This is a genomic window from Microbulbifer maximicatervae (SeqCode), assembly GCF_052467695.1.
The window spans coordinates 4,719,332-4,734,835 of the sequence record NZ_CP174320.1 but is presented as its reverse complement, the minus strand read 5'-3'; the positions used below and the strand labels follow the sequence as shown (position 1 = coordinate 4,734,835).

The 15,504-nt window shown below is 48.3% G+C and carries 17 protein-coding genes; all 17 read left to right on the top strand.

The genetic code is table 11. The annotated features are described in order from the left end of the window. Positions 1 to 45: 45 nt before the first annotated feature. On the top strand, positions 46 to 567 hold the full coding sequence (locus ACJJI8_RS20735; protein WP_444933589.1) for a hypothetical protein: 522 nt from the start codon (positions 46 to 48) through the stop codon (positions 565 to 567). Further along, entirely contained in the window at positions 530 to 2,542 is a 2,013-nt protein-coding gene (locus ACJJI8_RS20730; protein WP_444933588.1) for a terminase gpA endonuclease subunit, read from the top strand. Before ACJJI8_RS20735 ends, ACJJI8_RS20730 begins: the two co-directional genes overlap by 38 nt. Then, complete coding sequence (locus tag ACJJI8_RS20725) at positions 2,543 to 2,758, top strand: DUF6148 family protein (RefSeq protein ID WP_444933587.1); 216 nt, start codon at positions 2,543 to 2,545, stop codon at positions 2,756 to 2,758. Continuing rightward, positions 2,758 to 4,254 carry a phage portal protein gene (locus ACJJI8_RS20720; protein WP_444933586.1) on the top strand — a complete coding sequence of 499 codons (1,497 nt, stop codon included), beginning with the start codon at positions 2,758 to 2,760 and terminating at the stop codon, positions 4,252 to 4,254. The genes ACJJI8_RS20725 and ACJJI8_RS20720 overlap by 1 nt, the downstream gene beginning before the upstream one ends. Before the next feature lie 9 nt (positions 4,255 to 4,263). Continuing rightward, positions 4,264 to 6,309 carry a ClpP-like prohead protease/major capsid protein fusion protein gene (locus tag ACJJI8_RS20715; RefSeq protein WP_444933585.1) on the top strand — a complete coding sequence of 682 codons (2,046 nt, stop codon included), beginning with the start codon at positions 4,264 to 4,266 and terminating at the stop codon, positions 6,307 to 6,309. A gap of 85 nt (positions 6,310 to 6,394) precedes the next feature. Beyond that, a complete protein-coding gene (locus ACJJI8_RS20710; protein ID WP_444933584.1) occupies positions 6,395 to 6,766 on the top strand; it encodes a capsid cement protein in 372 nt (123 codons plus the stop codon). 7 nt (positions 6,767 to 6,773) lie between these two features. After that, entirely contained in the window at positions 6,774 to 7,082 is a 309-nt protein-coding gene (locus ACJJI8_RS20705) for a head-tail joining protein (RefSeq protein WP_444933583.1), read from the top strand. Between the two features lie 101 nt (positions 7,083 to 7,183). Then, positions 7,184 to 7,885 (top strand): hypothetical protein, encoded by a 702-nt coding sequence (locus ACJJI8_RS20700; protein WP_444933582.1) that lies wholly within the window; start codon positions 7,184 to 7,186, stop codon positions 7,883 to 7,885. A gap of 100 nt (positions 7,886 to 7,985) precedes the next feature. Further along, entirely contained in the window at positions 7,986 to 9,560 is a 1,575-nt protein-coding gene (locus ACJJI8_RS20695; protein WP_444933581.1) for a RelA/SpoT-related domain-containing protein, read from the top strand. A gap of 248 nt (positions 9,561 to 9,808) precedes the next feature. Further along, the gene (locus ACJJI8_RS20690) at positions 9,809 to 10,036 is read left to right on the top strand and encodes a hypothetical protein (protein ID WP_444933580.1); all 228 of its coding nucleotides are present in this window, start codon (positions 9,809 to 9,811) and stop codon (positions 10,034 to 10,036) included. Positions 10,037 to 10,737: 701 nt separating this feature from the next. Continuing rightward, a complete protein-coding gene (locus tag ACJJI8_RS20685; RefSeq protein ID WP_444933579.1) occupies positions 10,738 to 11,082 on the top strand; it encodes a hypothetical protein in 345 nt (114 codons plus the stop codon). Positions 11,083 to 11,201: 119 nt separating this feature from the next. Further along, complete coding sequence (locus ACJJI8_RS20680; protein ID WP_444933578.1) at positions 11,202 to 11,663, top strand: hypothetical protein; 462 nt, start codon at positions 11,202 to 11,204, stop codon at positions 11,661 to 11,663. Positions 11,664 to 11,743: 80 nt separating this feature from the next. Continuing rightward, complete coding sequence (gene gpU / locus ACJJI8_RS20675; RefSeq protein ID WP_444933577.1) at positions 11,744 to 12,151, top strand: phage tail terminator protein; 408 nt, start codon at positions 11,744 to 11,746, stop codon at positions 12,149 to 12,151. Between the two features lie 26 nt (positions 12,152 to 12,177). Further along, positions 12,178 to 12,591 (top strand): phage tail tube protein, encoded by a 414-nt coding sequence (locus tag ACJJI8_RS20670; RefSeq protein ID WP_444933576.1) that lies wholly within the window; start codon positions 12,178 to 12,180, stop codon positions 12,589 to 12,591. A gap of 2 nt (positions 12,592 to 12,593) precedes the next feature. Next, complete coding sequence (locus ACJJI8_RS20665) at positions 12,594 to 13,061, top strand: phage minor tail protein domain-containing protein (protein WP_444933575.1); 468 nt, start codon at positions 12,594 to 12,596, stop codon at positions 13,059 to 13,061. A gap of 31 nt (positions 13,062 to 13,092) precedes the next feature. Then, on the top strand, positions 13,093 to 13,284 hold the full coding sequence (locus ACJJI8_RS20660) for a hypothetical protein (RefSeq protein WP_444933574.1): 192 nt from the start codon (positions 13,093 to 13,095) through the stop codon (positions 13,282 to 13,284). 3 nt (positions 13,285 to 13,287) lie between these two features. Beyond that, positions 13,288 to 15,498 carry a phage tail length tape measure family protein gene (locus ACJJI8_RS20655; RefSeq protein ID WP_444933573.1) on the top strand — a complete coding sequence of 737 codons (2,211 nt, stop codon included), beginning with the start codon at positions 13,288 to 13,290 and terminating at the stop codon, positions 15,496 to 15,498. The last annotated feature ends 6 nt before the right edge of the window (positions 15,499 to 15,504 follow it).

Genomic DNA, 15,504 nt, shown 5'->3' with positions numbered 1-15,504 from the left:
CCCGTTTTTTTAACAGATATCTGAAATTTCCTAGGGGGTTATACCTTGGCTGACAACCTATCACTTGATGATCAGGCCACTCAGTCTGGTTTTGCTCGCTTGGTTGGTACCTCACAACCGGCTATTGCCAAGCACTACAAGGCAGAGGTTTTTACTGGAGGTGCCAGTTATAGGGTTTGGCTTCAAGAATACTGTGAGCGACTACGGACAGAAGCCGCTGGCCGCCAGGCTAATGAAGCCCGGAACCGCCGTGACATGGCCCAAGCCATTGAGTCTGAGGTGAATGCTCAGATGAAAATGCGCGAGCTGTATAAGGACGATCAATTAATTCTTGATCTTGAGTCGACTCGCAAGGCGATGGTGGAGTGGTCCACCATTGGAAAAAATGAATTTCAAGGAGCGGTAGAAAGCATCGTTATTGCTATCGAAAGTCAGTATGCCATTACCGTCGACAGAGAACCCCTACAGCCAAACATTGACGCTGCCCTCAAAACTATTGGCAGTTACGAGATCGAATCTGGACAGGTTGGTGCGGGAAGTACGGGAGACCTGGATACCGCAGCCTAAAGTCCCACTGATTGAATGGTTGCCGGAAAATATCAAACTGCCATCTGAGAATAGCGATAACGCAGGCTATTACCGCAACGATTATGTGCCTTATTTCTGGGGCGTAATGCACGCATTGGATAATCCAGTGTCGTGGATGGTGGTGATGCAAAAAGCTGCGCAGATTGGCTGGACGGTTCTTCTGGCCACCGATATCTGTAAATGTGCTGTTACCGAACCCGCTCGAATCCTGATGCTGTTCCCCAAGGATGAAAAGGGGCGGCTGTTTATGGATGAAAAGCTGGTGCCCATAATCGAAGGTTCGCCGGCAGTGAATCGGGTGATCGATGTTACCACTAGCCGCAAAGGCGGCAGCCGTTCAACGCGGAAGAAATTTCCCGGTGGTGAAGTGCGCACCATTGGCTCCAACTCAATTTCTAATGTGAAATCTACTTCAGCTCGTCGGGGCTATGTAGAAGAGCCAGACGATACCAACAAAGATGTCGGCGATCAGGGCGATTCCATTCGCCACCTGCGCGAACGCCTCAAGCGGATGCGCAATAAGAAATTAATTATCGGTGGCACGCCTGCGGTTGCTGATCTTTCCCAGGTGGAGCACTACACCAAACTTGGCACCATGCGCGTACTCCCAGTTACTTGCCATGATTGCGGTGAGTCCCATGTATTGGACTGGGAAAACGTCAGTTGGTTAGAGAAAGAGGGTGGCACTCCGCACCCGGTATTTGGTTTGAACCAACCAGAAACTGCAATTTACGGTTGCCCTAATTGTGGTAGTGAATGGGATGACTACCGCCGCCAGGCCAATATTTTGCAGACCTGCAGAACCGCCCTGGAAAATGGCGATGATTTTGCAGGTTGGGTAAAAACCCAATGTGGCGAAGACTTTGAGCTAGATGAGGTCGAACCGATAGAGACCTTTATGGAGCTATCGGAGCTTTATGTCTGTATCCCCGGTACCGGCCTTGCCGATGTGGTGCGGGATTTCCTTGAAGCCGAACACGAAGCAAAGAGCGGCGATGAATCTGCACGCATTGTTTTCCAGAACAACAAGCTGGGCAGGCCCTACCAGTATGCCGCCAGTCGCTTGCTAGACCACGAGGAACTTGAGAAAGCGGCAGAGGATTATCCTGAGCTAGTTTGTCCTGCAAGTGGTCTGCTGGTAACTGTCGGTATCGATGTGCAGCACGACCGACTTGCCATCACTATTCGCGTCTATGGTCGCAATGAAGAAAGCTGGCAGATGTACTGGGGTGAGATCGATGGCGATACCGCTGACAAGCAAGATGACTGCTGGGCAGCCCTGGATAAGTTGGTGTTCCAGAGTTTTAAGCACGAGCGCTTCGGCGAGATCCGCGCAGCGGCGGTAAGTATTGACTCTTCCGATGGCGGCACCAGTAACGCGGTTTATCACTGGGTGCGAACCCGCGATAAAAAATATCGCGGTGTGCTGGTGATGGCGATTAAGGGTGACAGTAACGATTTCGGCACTAAGGAAATATTCACACAGCCCAAGCAGGTCGATTTCAACAACCCTAAGCGCCGGACTAAAGCCGACCGCTACGGCGTAAAGGTCTATATCGTTGGCACCCACAAGGCCAAAGACCTAATTGCCAAGCGCCTGCTGGGCACCAGTGCCTATATGCACAGCTGCAAGCATGTGCGGCAGGACTACTGGGAGCAGGTCACCGCAGAGGTAAAAGCACCCAGTAAGAAAAACCGAGGCAGAGAAACCTGGCAGCAACGCCCCGGTAGACCCAATGAGGGCACGGATACTGAGGTCTATGCCTTACACGCAGCTCACGCCATGGGCATGCACAAGTACAACGAAAAAAAATGGTCAACCATCGAGTCCAGGTTGGGCCAGCGTACTTTGTTTAGTGAATCAGAATCTCCTCAAACACCTAAACAACCCAAGCCAACCCCGAAAAAGCCACGGCGGCCAGCACAATCTGCCGGCTCTCTATTGGATAGTTAAATGTCTAAAACCGCAGCTGAAATGGTCGACCTCTATATCGAGGCCGAGATAGACGTGCTCGCCGGTAAATCCACGGTAATCAATGGCCGCCAGTTTACTGCCGAGAACCTGCAGGAAATCCGTGCGGGGCGTCAGGAGTGGGAGCGCCGCGCAACTGCTGAAACCTTAAAGGCCGCCGGCAAACGCCCTGGGCCCGCCTACGCGAATTTTAATTGATGAATGAATTAGATTCTGTCATCGGGTTTTTTGCGCCCGAGGCTGCCTTGCGCCGTGTGCAAGCTCGTCGCGCCCTGGAGGTTGCCGCAGCCTATGAAGCTGCGCGACCCAGCCGGCTCAGAAAAAACCCCGGTGATAATCGCAGCGGGGATTTGGTGCTGGAAGGCAGTGTGGAAACCCTGCGCGGTCAGGCACGGCATTTGGAGCAAAACCACGATTTTGCTTTTGGCATTCTCACCACCTTGGTAAACAACATTGTTGGCCCGCGTGGCATCGATGTGGAATTCCAACCCAAGACCTGGGATGGCGATATCCACGATGATTTTGCCAGCCAAATGAATGATGCCCACAAGGAATGGGCAAGGCGCCCGGAATGTACTCGGCAGTTTAGCTGGGGGAAAACGCAGCGGCTTCTGTGTAATACCTGGCTGAGAGATGGTGAAACGCTGATGCGGCACCTGCAGGGCACAGTACCCGGATTAAAGCACCGCACCCCGGTGCCCTACACCATCGAATGCCTGGAGCCAGATTTCTTGCCGGTGGATTACAACGATCCCAGCAAGCGTATTGTTCAAGGGATTCAAAAATCTGCCTGGGGGGAGCCTTCAGGGTTTTGGCTATATGACGAACATCCAGGGGCTTCATTTAGCTGGCGTATGAAGCGCAGGCTCCACAGCGCTGAAAATATCGAGCACCTGAAATTTGTACGCAGGCTGCACCAAACCCGAGGGGTTTCCATCTTTGCAGCGGTAATGAATCGCCTTACTGATATTAAAGACTATGAAGAAAACGAGCGTGTCGCAGCCAAGATTGCATCAGCCATGGTTGGCTTTATTCAAAAGGGCAGCCCTACTGAGTACGAGCATGATGATAGTTGGGATGATGAAGGAAACCGCACCCTCGATATCCGTGCCGGTGCCATCTATGACGATCTACGCCCAGGAGAATCTGTCGGCACCATTCAAAGCAATCGCCCCAGCGGTCTGCTAACGCCATTTTTAGAAACCATGCAGCGCATGGCTGCCACCGGCACCATGGCCAGCTTTAGCAGCATTAGCAAAAACTACAACGGCACCTACAGCGCACAGCGCCAGGAGCTGGTAGAGCAATGGACAAACTACGAAACCCTCAGCCTGGAATTCTGTGAGGAAATCGTAGAACCGGCAACCCGGCGCTGGGTGCAGATGGGCTTACTGGCCGATGCTTTTAAGGTGCCGAGAGATGTCGATCCATCCACGTTAATGCACGTCGATTTTATTACCCCGGTTATGCCCTGGATTAATCCGGCACATGAAGCCAGCGCCGATGAAACGCTGCTGGAAAATGTTCTAGCCAGCCCACAGCAGACCATTCGCCGCCGAGGCAAGAAGCCGGACGATGTGGTTAAGCAGACCGCTGCCTGGCAGAGAAAGCTGCGAGAAAACAAGATCACCACCCCAACCAAACGCACTGCGGTTCCCGCAGAAAATACTGAGTCCGACTCTGAGTCTGAATAGGAAACCGCAATGCCTAAAAAATCTTGGTACAGCATTACCGCTGCTGCAAATACGAGTGAAGCTGATATTTATCTATATGACTACATCGGTTATTGGGATATGACCGCAAAAGATTTTGCACGAGATCTGAAAGCGCTTGGTGATGTCAGCAAGATCAATCTACACATCAACTGCCCCGGCGGTGATGTGTTCGACGGTACCGCCATTTACAACCTGCTCAAAGATCACGAGGCCAAGGTGGAAACCTGGATTGAAGGCATCGCAGCCAGTATGGGCAGTGTGATTGCCCTTGCTGGGGATACCGTCCATATTGCCGAAAATGCTTATTACATGGTGCATAACCCCAGTGTGGGTGTTCGTGGTGACAAGCGTGCCCTGGAAAAAGCCAAGAGCCTATTGGCAAAAATTAAAACCACCATGATTGGTTTGTATTCCTCACGCACCGGAATGTCGGATGAGGAAGTCAGCCAAGTGATGAATGACGAAACTTGGTATACCGGCGCTGAAGCGGTAGAGGCCGGCTTTGCTACCGATACCACCACAGCCATAGAAATGGCTGCAAGCTTCAGTGCCGATCATTTAAACCAATTCAAAAATACCCCTCAAGCTATTAGTGCATTGGTTATGCAGGGGCCCACTGAATTTAGATTCCCGTCTGCGGTTGCAGACAACCCAAGCCAAACCAAGGAGGCGCAAGCCATGCCAAAAACCACCTCCACCACGCTAGCTGCAACCGCTGCGCCCGAGGTTACCCCTGAAATGAAAGCGCAAATCGAAGCCGATGCCGTAACTCAGTTTGCAGCAGATGAGCAAAAACGCAAAGACGATATCAAGGCCGCATTTAAGGGCTTCGAAGCGCACAGTGCTGTGATGCAAGAATGTCTCAATGATATGCACTGCTCAGTGCAGGGGGCCAAAGACAAACTGCTCACTGCCCTGGGGAATCAAACCCCAACCCCAGTACAAAGCTACAGCGTAGTGGTGCAGGAAGGTGAGGGCATGAAACGGCTTAAGGCTGATGCTGAAAATGCCATTGCAGTGCGTGCCCTCGGTGAAAAGCGCACAGAGGGCAATGAACTCAGCGGCTACACCATGATGGAGATTGCCCGCTTTCTGATGCAGGCCCATGGGCAGAGCTTGTCCGGCCTGGATCGGATGGGTGTGGTCGCTGCAGCGTTCACCCATAGCTCTGGTGACTTCGCGACTGTCCTTGGAAATATTGCTAATAAATCCATACTGAAAGGCTATGAAGAAGCACAAGAGATCTTCCCGCGCTTTACTAGCGTCGGCAACCTCAGTGACTTTAAACTCACAACCCGCACGGACCTGGGCAGCTTCCCCTCACTGCGCAAAGTAGCAGCGGGGGCAGAATTTAAATATGTGAGTATCGGCGAGCGCGCCGAGACAGCCGCACTGGCTACTTATGGTGAACTCTTCTCTATTAACCGCCAAGCCATCATCAATGATGACCTCGGTGCATTTACCCGTATCCCACGGATGATGGGCCTCGCTGCCGTGCGCACGGTGGGAGATCTGGTATTTAGTATTCTGCTCAGCAACCCCAAAATGGCAGATGGAAAATCCCTGTTCCATGCGGATCATAAAAACCTAGCCAGCACTGCAACGATCAATACCGCGAGTATTGATGCCGCACGGGTCTTGATGGGAACGCAGAAGGATGGCGATGCAGTACTCAACACCCGGCCTAAGTTCCTCATCTGTGACATTGCCGATGAGGCGGCTGCAAAAGTTGCACTGGAATCTGAATTTGAAGTGGGCGCATCCACCACAAACAACACCACGCCGAACAGCGTGCGCAATATTGCCGAAGTGCTCTCTGATGCACGCCTCAGTGGCCACAAAGGTTGGTACCTCAATGCCGACCCAGTAGCGCACGATACTATCGAAGTGCTGTATCTGGATGGCCAGCAGGCCCCGGTCTTGGAAGAGCAAAAAGGCTGGAGTGTCGATGGGGTGGAATTCAAAGTCCGCCTGGATGCGGCAGCCAAAGCCTGGGACCCCAAAGGCATGGTGAAGACCCCCAAATCCAGCTAACCGTTAGCCCTAACAACATTCATTGAAGAGGCCGCATAGCGCGGCCTTTTTACTTTCAGTTACAAACCCAATTGAGGGAAAGAGAATGGCTACTAATTTTGTGCAAGACGGACGCATGCTGGATTACACCAATGGCACCAGTGCTGATATTACCTCTGGCCAAGTGGTACCGGTCGGCGCGGTGTTGGGTGTGGCGATGGATGATATTGCCGTGGGTGAGTCCGGCGTGATTGGTATTGATGGTGTATTCACCGTGCCCAAGGTATCTGCCGCAGAGATCAATCAAGGGGAAACCCTCACCTGGGCGGTTGCCTCCAAATCGTTTGATAACAACGCAGCCACCGCAACCACTGGCGATATCACCGGCGCGACGGCTTTTGCCGCTGAGGATGCGGGTTCCAGTGTTACCAGCTTCGCGGTCAAATTTACCGGCGTACCGGGCACCGTTAAATCCTAGGTGAATCATGGATCTGGACCAGAGAGCCGCAGAGCGCGCGTTTCGCAAGTGGGGCAAAGCCGCTACCTATGATGATGGTAGCGGCGGTGAACCTATTGATTGCTTGGTGATCTTTGAGCAGGAGATTGATGACTTCGATGATGAGGAGCGCGTGCGGGTGCCGCGTGTAGAGTTGAGTCTGCTGGTGAGTGAGGTGGGGACTTACAATTCAGAGGCTGTGGTTACCCTTGGTGGTGAGGAGTATAAGGTGCGTAAGCGGCTGGGAGATGATGGGGTTGTCCGGCGGGCTCTTGTAGATTGTGAAATTCCTAGTTGAGATATTGTAGCTGATAGTATCAGTTTGAATAATTACTGATGTGTAATTTAATCTTGAATGTTGTGGTACCATTCTGGGTTGATAATGTAAATGGACTTACGATGATTATTGCGAAAGGCTCCCCTTTAAGTCTGCTTCCTGATGATATCCATCCAAAGTTGCGCATACTATTTGATGGTATTCGTTATGCGATATATATGGCTGATGCAGCGTATAATAATTTGGATCATTTTCTTACAGTCTATCTAAGGTGTAATAAAAGTATTAAAACAAGTGCACTTGTTAATATTTTTTCAAATTCTTGGACGATAGTGGACTCTGTTCAAAGGGTTAGGCATATTCTAAAGACAATTCCAGAAATTAAGGACTTAAATCAAGTTGTTGAGTTCTGTGAAAAAATGACGCCCATTTATAATTTAAGAGCAGGGATTCAGCACCTTCCAGGAAAGGCGCAAAAATTAATAAGCGATAGGTGTTCTACTTGGGGGGCAGTAAGATGGGTTACAACAGAAAAAATCCATAGTGATAACACCCTTACTACTCATTTTGCTGCAGCTGGAAGTATCGATGAATTTAGTGATAAGTTTCTTGAAAATCCACTAGGGAAGGTTATTAACCCAGAGAAGCTTAATCAGCTTGTGAGCCTATTTGCTCATGGTGAAATTATTTATTTTGAGCCAGTGCTCGAAGAGTTGCAGGTGTTAACTGCATGGTTGGAGCAATATGTACAGGCTAAATATGATACATCAGCGTCTCTAGGTAGTGATTTATATATGGCTGCAGATGTGGTGTTTGAAGCGTAGAGTTAGCCCTTTCCATGTGAAACTTTATTAAAATAGTGCTGCTATTCATTATTGTGTTAGTTTTTTTACTATGTGTAGAAGCCAAATTTCAGGGGGTGAAATGAACTTAAAGACTGATGACCTTGATTCTTTCTTAGCAAGAAATAGAATCACAAAAGAAGATTGGGAGAAAGCAAGAATTGATGAGGGGTTATTGTTTTCGATATATGAAGATTATAAAAAGAATATTTCCAGTTTGAATGAGACTGCTGAGCTTTTAGCTAGGATACTGCAAGGATGCCCACAAGTTCATTCTGTGCGATGGAGAGTAAAAGATCCTGAACATTTGTTAGAGAAGATTGTAAGAAAGCGCGCTGCCGGTTCTGAAAAGTACCAGCAGATTGAACTGAATAATTATACTGAAGTGATAACGGATCTTGTTGGGGTTAGGGTTCTGCATTTGTTTAAAAGTGAATGGTTTGATATTCATTCATTTATTTTAAAGAATTGGACTCCTTTGGAAAATGTAAAAGCATATATTCGGCAAGGTGATGAAGGTGGAGTTGTAGAAAGCTACAAAGAAAATGGATGTGATGTGGAGTTGCATAGTTCAGGGTATCGCTCAGTGCACTACATCATCTCAACTCAGCCAACCTTAAGGAAGGTCGTTTCTGAAATACAGGTTCGTACTATTTTTGAAGAGGGATGGAGTGAGATTGACCACAAGGTAAGATATCCTAATTTTTCAGATGATAAGCTCATTTCATATTTTCTAACGATATTTAATCGTTTGGCTGGTAACGCTGATGAGATGGGAACGTTTGTAAAAGATTTAACTAAAGAATTATCACAACAGAAAGCTAGGCTTGTTGAATCTAATGCAAAGCACGAGGAGCGTCTTTCAAAAATTGAAGCCTTAGCAAATGAGCTCAAGCAGGAAAGGAAACAAAACAGAAATCATGCTGAAAAATTAAATGAGCTCACAGAAGAGATTCAAGAGTTGAGGAGTAGTGCTGCAGTTGCTACTACTTCTGTAGGAGATTTAATAGCAGGTATACATGGATTAGGTTTAGGCAATTCAGCAACTGAGCTACTTCAAACATCTTTAGCTGGTATGCCTGAAGTAGGTTTAGGCAATTCAGCAACTGAGCTACTTCAAACATCTTTAGCTGGTATGCCTGAAGTAGGTTTAGGCAATTCAGCAACTGAGCTATTACAAATACCTTCAGCTGATTTACCTGGGGTAGGTTTAGGCAATTCAGCAACTGAGCTGTTACAAATACCTTCAGCTGATTTACCTGGACTAGGTTTAGACAATTCAGCAACTGAGCTGTTACAAATACCTTCAGTTGATTTACCTGGAGTAGGTTTAGTCAATTCAGCAACTGAGCTGTTACAAATACCTTCAGCTGATTTACCTGGAGTAGGTTTAGGCAATCCAGCAACTGATCTACTACAAACATCTTCAGTTGGTATACCTGGGGTAGGTTTAGGCGATCCAGCGACTTATCTACTTCAAGCATCTTCAGTTGGTATACCTGGGGTAGGTTTAGGCGATCCAGCGACTTATCTGCTTCAAGCATCTTCAGTTGAAATACCTGGAGTAGGTTTAGGCAATACAACAGGTGATCTGCTTCAAGCATCCTCAGTTGGTATACCTGAAGTAGATTCAGCTGATAGTGAATCAGATAGTTAATTAGAATTCGCAAGCGCTAAGTTTCATTGCGCCGTTTTTATATATGTAGTGCTAACTCTTTTTGCACGAAAATACTATATTTTATGAGCGCCTGAGTTGGGTTTTAAATTCTAGAAATACGTATTTTCAAAATCTCTGGTTCTATCTCTCTATGAAAGGTAGAGAGTTCGAAAGGCACTTCTAAAGATTAAATAACAAACCCGCATCAGCGGGTTTTTTTATGCCCGAAATTCCTGGAGCGATCTCCAATGACCAAACGCATAACAATCCGCGATGCCACGCTAAACAAACTGAAAACCCTATCCAGCTACAACTTCCCCTCAGCCGGCAGCACTGAAGGTATCGAACGGGAAAAGCTGCCAGCTATCCTTGTGGGCTTTGCTACGGAACAAACAGAACAGGAATTCTCAGGCACCACCCGCCGGCTGGATCTCGTTGTAGCGGTGGTGGTGCATAGCCGGGGGGGTGTCTATTAACTGTTGGATAGGGCTGCGGCGGATGTTGAGGGCGTATTCAGCGCGCAAGCGGCTGTCGGATAATGGGGTTGTTTGGCGGGTGTTGGTGGATGGGTAGGGGGTGTTTTGTTTGCTCTTCTTAAAATGTTATAAATAGGCTTCCTTGTATGTATTGGACTCGCAATAAGTTGCTCGCTTGTGTGGCGGGCGTTATGTGTGTTCAATTTTTAATCGTTTAAATGTGGTAACTTACTGTCGATATGAAAAGGTTTTTTCTTGTTCTCATTTCACTTTCCATTTTGGGTTGTAATTCTGTCCTTGTAACGTATAAGCCACCTCAAAATAGTAATTTGACTAAATTGAAATTGCCAAAAGATGACAATACTTTATACAAGCTAGGTGAGCTAAACGAGAAAGGTTGTGCTGTCAACTTTAGAACTGTAAGGGCTGAAAGCTATTTGGATAGCGAAAATGTATATGTTCAAGCTAACAAAAGTATTGTGCTTCATGTGAATAAGTCAGGTAGAACAATCTGTAGAGGCACTGAGGCTATGAGCCTAGAGAGTAATAAACACTATGAAGCGGATATATTTCCATTTAGTCATTTTTGCCTCGTCTCCATCTACGAAATTACTGATGGTAAGAGAGGCGAAAAGGTAGAGAATGAGAGTCTTAACGGTTGTGTGAAAGAGTAAAGATTACTAATCACAACTCAATTTTTTATGAAAAAATTTATCAGAAAAGCCTGTAGCTTGATAACAGCGTTGCTTGTATTTGGGGTTTTGTGGGTTCACCTTTTGTCTAAGGATGCTTTTTTAGCCAATTTTAACAAGTGGTATTTCTACTCAACTGCTGTTTTGATGTCTGGGTGGGTGGTATCTATGGCAGGCCTTTTTGTAAACAAGCATTGGGCGTATTTTTTAGCCATAGCTGTACTGGTTTTACATCAAGTCACGCTAGTTATTTCGGGGGCGTGGCAATTAAACCAAGTGCCAATGCTTGTATTACCAGTGTTAATTTTGTGGTGGTTTAAAGGCAGCTCACCTTTAATAAGACGTTCAGTCTAGCGATATTTCTAGACGTTGGGCTGCTTCTGAGTTCCTGGCAAATGGTACTGCAAAACCCATTATAAACTGAAGTGGCGATTAGCTTCTTCTGAATGAACTGTTATGCATCTGAGAGAAATATGAAGAGTGTTATAAAAATTTTTTTCGCTTTTTTGTTGGCGAGCTGTGCTGCCCAAAATACAGAAAATGCCGACATTTTCGATTTTAAATTTGGGCTTCTTGTTGGTGGTTCAATGAATACACTTGATGTAGTTGAAAACCAATTTATTATTCCACACAGAGTGGCCACGGAGCTTCCATATTTTGGTTTCAAAATTAATCCTGGTCACTATGAACTGTACAGTGTGCAAACTATTATTTATTTTCCATCAGCGCCTAAATCTATATCCGGAAATCTTGAAGGTTCACCGGAGGACTATGCTGAAGGTATCAAATCTCGAGTTAATTTACATCAGGGTCGCTCAGTAATTGGTTATCGCCTCGAACCCGGCGACCCTTACGGAGACTATAAATTAGTCGTTTTAGTAAATGGCAGGCCTTGGCAAGAAGTTGATTACAAGATCGTGCCAGAAAGCGCTTAACAAACGGAGCCACTACATCGTAAGTATTAAACCCGCACCAGCGGGTTTTTTTATACCCAAAATTTATAGAACACACCCCAATGACCCAACGTATAACAATCCGCGATGCCGTACTGACCAAGCTGCAAACTCTATCCGGTTATACATTCCCGCCTCCTGGTACCACAGAAGAAATTGATACCAAAAAGCTGCCGGCCATTGTGGTTGGCTTTACAGTGGAGAACACCGAACACGAAATGCATAGAGATACCGAGCGGCAACTGGATCTGACGGTTGCTGCGGTGGTGAAAACTAGCGGCGATGTATATGCCGCGTTAGACCAGGCAGCGGCGGATATTGAAAGCGCCTTGCAGGATGCTTCTCTGGAGGATACCTGTGATTTGTTCCTGCTCAGCCAAACCGAGTTTGCGCTGGACCAGGATCACCCATTAGGTGAAGTGCGCTTGACGTATAGCGCCAAGTATTCCACTGAACCCCCAGACTTTTAACGAAACAACCCGATGAGGTTATGACTATGGCACAAGGTTATAAAACCAAGTTTTATCGCAGTGATGATGGCAGCTCCTATTCTCAAGTGGCGGGCATGTTGGATATTGAACCCGGTGAAGAGTCTCGTGGTTCGATTGATATGACTCCCATTGATGGCACCAGTGGCTATATGGACTATGACCCTTCGGGCTTGCGTGATCCCGGTGAAGTCTCTATTACCTTGATCTGGAAAGAGAACGATAGTGGCCAGCAGGCTCTACGTGCAGATTACGACTCCGATACCAACAAGCACTACAAGGTCGAATACCCTGAGGGTACTACCGTTGAGTTTCTTGGACATATTACCGGCTGGGGTAAGGCGGTACCTAAGGATGACAAGATTACTCGCACGGTTAAGTTCAAGATCTCTGGTAAGCCCTCGATAACAGCAGGTAGCTAGCCATGAATTTAGTTCCAGCCCCTATTTTAAAATCTGAAATAGTGTCTTTTGGCGAGCAAGAAGTAGAGCTATTTGAGCTGAGTGCTTATCACCGCTGTGAATACCTGCAGAAAACTACCGAGGACATCCCCTTGCCTCAAGGTGACGACGTTCCAAAAACCGAACTGGAATCCTTTGGCCAGCTTTGGGCTTTTCGTGCCGGGGAAGTGAGCAATAAGTTATTGCTGATTGCCTACGCAATTTGGATGAAGCCGGACTGTCAGGATTCGGTGGAGCAGATTCACCAAGGGCTTATCCGCAGTATCATTCCTGAATTGATCGATGTGCTCTATGTGCCTGCGGCTAAGCTATCTGGCCTTTTTGTAGAGATACCCGATGAGGGTGAGGGTAGCGATACGGAAGGTGAGGACAGAGAAAAAAAAGCTAGTGCCGGGCTTTTACTTTGCCCGGCAGCTCGCACGAGATTTTAATCGTCCCGACTATTTCAACATGTTGCGCTCGATGAGTTCTACCGAGTTTGACCACTGGTATGAATTCCACTCCGAGCGGCCCTTACAGACCGAAGTCCAGCAGTGGCAACTCGCCCATATCGCTGCCGGTACCCTGGGAGGCAAAGTCTCTCAATACCTACCTCAGACGCACAAACCTAAATCCGTACAGCAGCAAATCGCAATCTGGAACTCCATGAGTTAAGCAATGGCTAAACAAACATCCATGGCTACGATGGTGGCCAACTTGGAGCTGCGCTCCACTCAATATAAGCGGGAGATGGACCAAGCTTCTGCACGCAATAAAAAGCTAACCCGAGAAGTGAAGTCGACCAGTGCAGCGGGGGATATGTTCGGCCGCTCCATGCGAGGGGCTGTACAGGGTGTCGCCGCTATCGATGGTCCCTTGGGCGGTGTTTCTGGTCGAGTCGGTGCGCTTAATGGGTTGCTGACTAGTGGGAATTTGGCGTGGGCGTCCTTTGGTGTCGCGATCGCTGGTGTCACAGCCGTGATGTACAAAAGTATCCGCGCTGGTGAAGAAATGGAGCGGGGTCAACTCAAGATTGAGGCACTGCTGAAGGCGACCGGTAGTGCTAGTGGTCGAACTGCAGAGCAGCTGGATGAACAAGCCCGTTCAGTGGCCCGCGCAACCCTGGCTAGTGTTACTGGTATCCGTGAAGCCCAGGGCATATTGCTCACCTTTAAAGGTGTTCAAGGTCCGGTATTCGATGATGCTATTCGTCTCAGCCAGGATATGGCAGCGGTGATGGGAGGCGATGCAAAGAATGCGGCACTTCAGTTAGGTAAAGCGTTAGAGGAACCCTCAACCGGAATCACCGCACTGAAGCGTGCCGGGGTCAGTTTCACGGCTGCAGAAAAGGAGCAGATCAGGATTCTGGAGCAATCGGGACGTGTCGCCGAAGCTCAGCGCATGATTCTGTTAAAGCTTGAGCAGCAGGTGGGCGGTGCCGGTGCTGCTGAAGCGGGTGGTCTCACCGGTGCTACGGATTCCCTGGCGCAGTCCTGGCAGGAGTTTCTGGAGGGGCTGAGTGAAACTGCGAGCTCCACCGGTATTGCGACATCCGGTATTAATAAGTTAACCGGCGCCGTGGATACCCTGCGGCGCGGACTCGCGCCTACTGATGAGGAAAAACAGCGTACACAATTTGCTGAACTGCATAACCAGTATGTGTGGCATCAGCAAATGCTGGCCAAGGCAGAAGCCGAAGGCATTCAGGTTCAGGTCGAAATCCATCGCAACAGATCTGAAATGATACGCGGCCAACTTGCCGAGCTACAGAGTGAACAAATAGCCGCGCAGAAAAAGCGGCAGGATGAAGAGAGAAAAGCTGAAGAAGCCGCAGTAGCCGCGAGGGAGCAATCTGAGCGTGATCGTATAGCCCAACAGCGCGCAATGGCAGAGGAGGCGGGCACTGCTCAATTAATACAGCTGGATCAGTTCCTAGCTAATCAACAAGGCAAAATAAAGCTGGATCATGAACAGCGGCTCCAACAAATCGCTGGGTTGCAAGTTGCTGAGGAAGAGCTTACCAGGCGGGGATTTGAATCCATTGAAGCGCTACGCACGGAGTACGCTGATCGTGAGAAAGAGCGATTCCAAATGGCCCTGGCAGAAGAGCAGGCGCGCACAGCCAATGGTGAAGGCGAAGAGGGCCAGATCGGTGAGGATGGTCTAACGGAAGCAGAGCGCCAGCGCATGGTTGCCCGCTTGGAGACTTTACAGCTCTCCTGGCTTACCGAAATGGAGCAGCTACAAGTCCAACAGGATGAAGAGATGGCCCTGCTGGATCAAGCCTTTGCCAGCAAGTTAATTGCGCACGATACCTATGAGCGCAATCTCACCCTTTTAGAAAACCAACATCGAAAACAGCGCGAGAAGCTTGAGCAGGCCTCCAACAAAAGCAGACTTCAATTGTTTGTTTCTGGAGCCAGCCAAGTACTTTCTGCAGCAGCAGCCTATAACCAAAAAGCGGCAAAGACAGAGATGGCAATGGCTGTTTTCTCTACTGGGGTTTCCCTTGTTAAAAATATCGCAAAAGCCTCTGAAATTGGATACCCGCAAAATATTCCCATGATTCCCGGTGCTATTGGTCAGGGCATTCAAATCGCTGGAATGCTGTCTGACTTACAGGCGCCCAGCGGAGTTTCAGGCGGTGCTACCGCACCCAGTATTAGCACAACGGGTTCAGCCGTGGAGAGCCCCGGTGTGTCTGGTATTGATGAGGTAGTCGAAGGGGAAGCTCAACAGCCTGCTTCTCAAGTGATTATCCAGATTCAGGGAGATGTCGTTGGCGATAGCAGTGAACGATTTATAGAAGAAATTCAAACCAAGATGAATGAGGGAGAACTGGTGCTGTTCGATAAAAACAGCCGTCAAGCTCTAGAGCTTACTGGATAAAGGAGT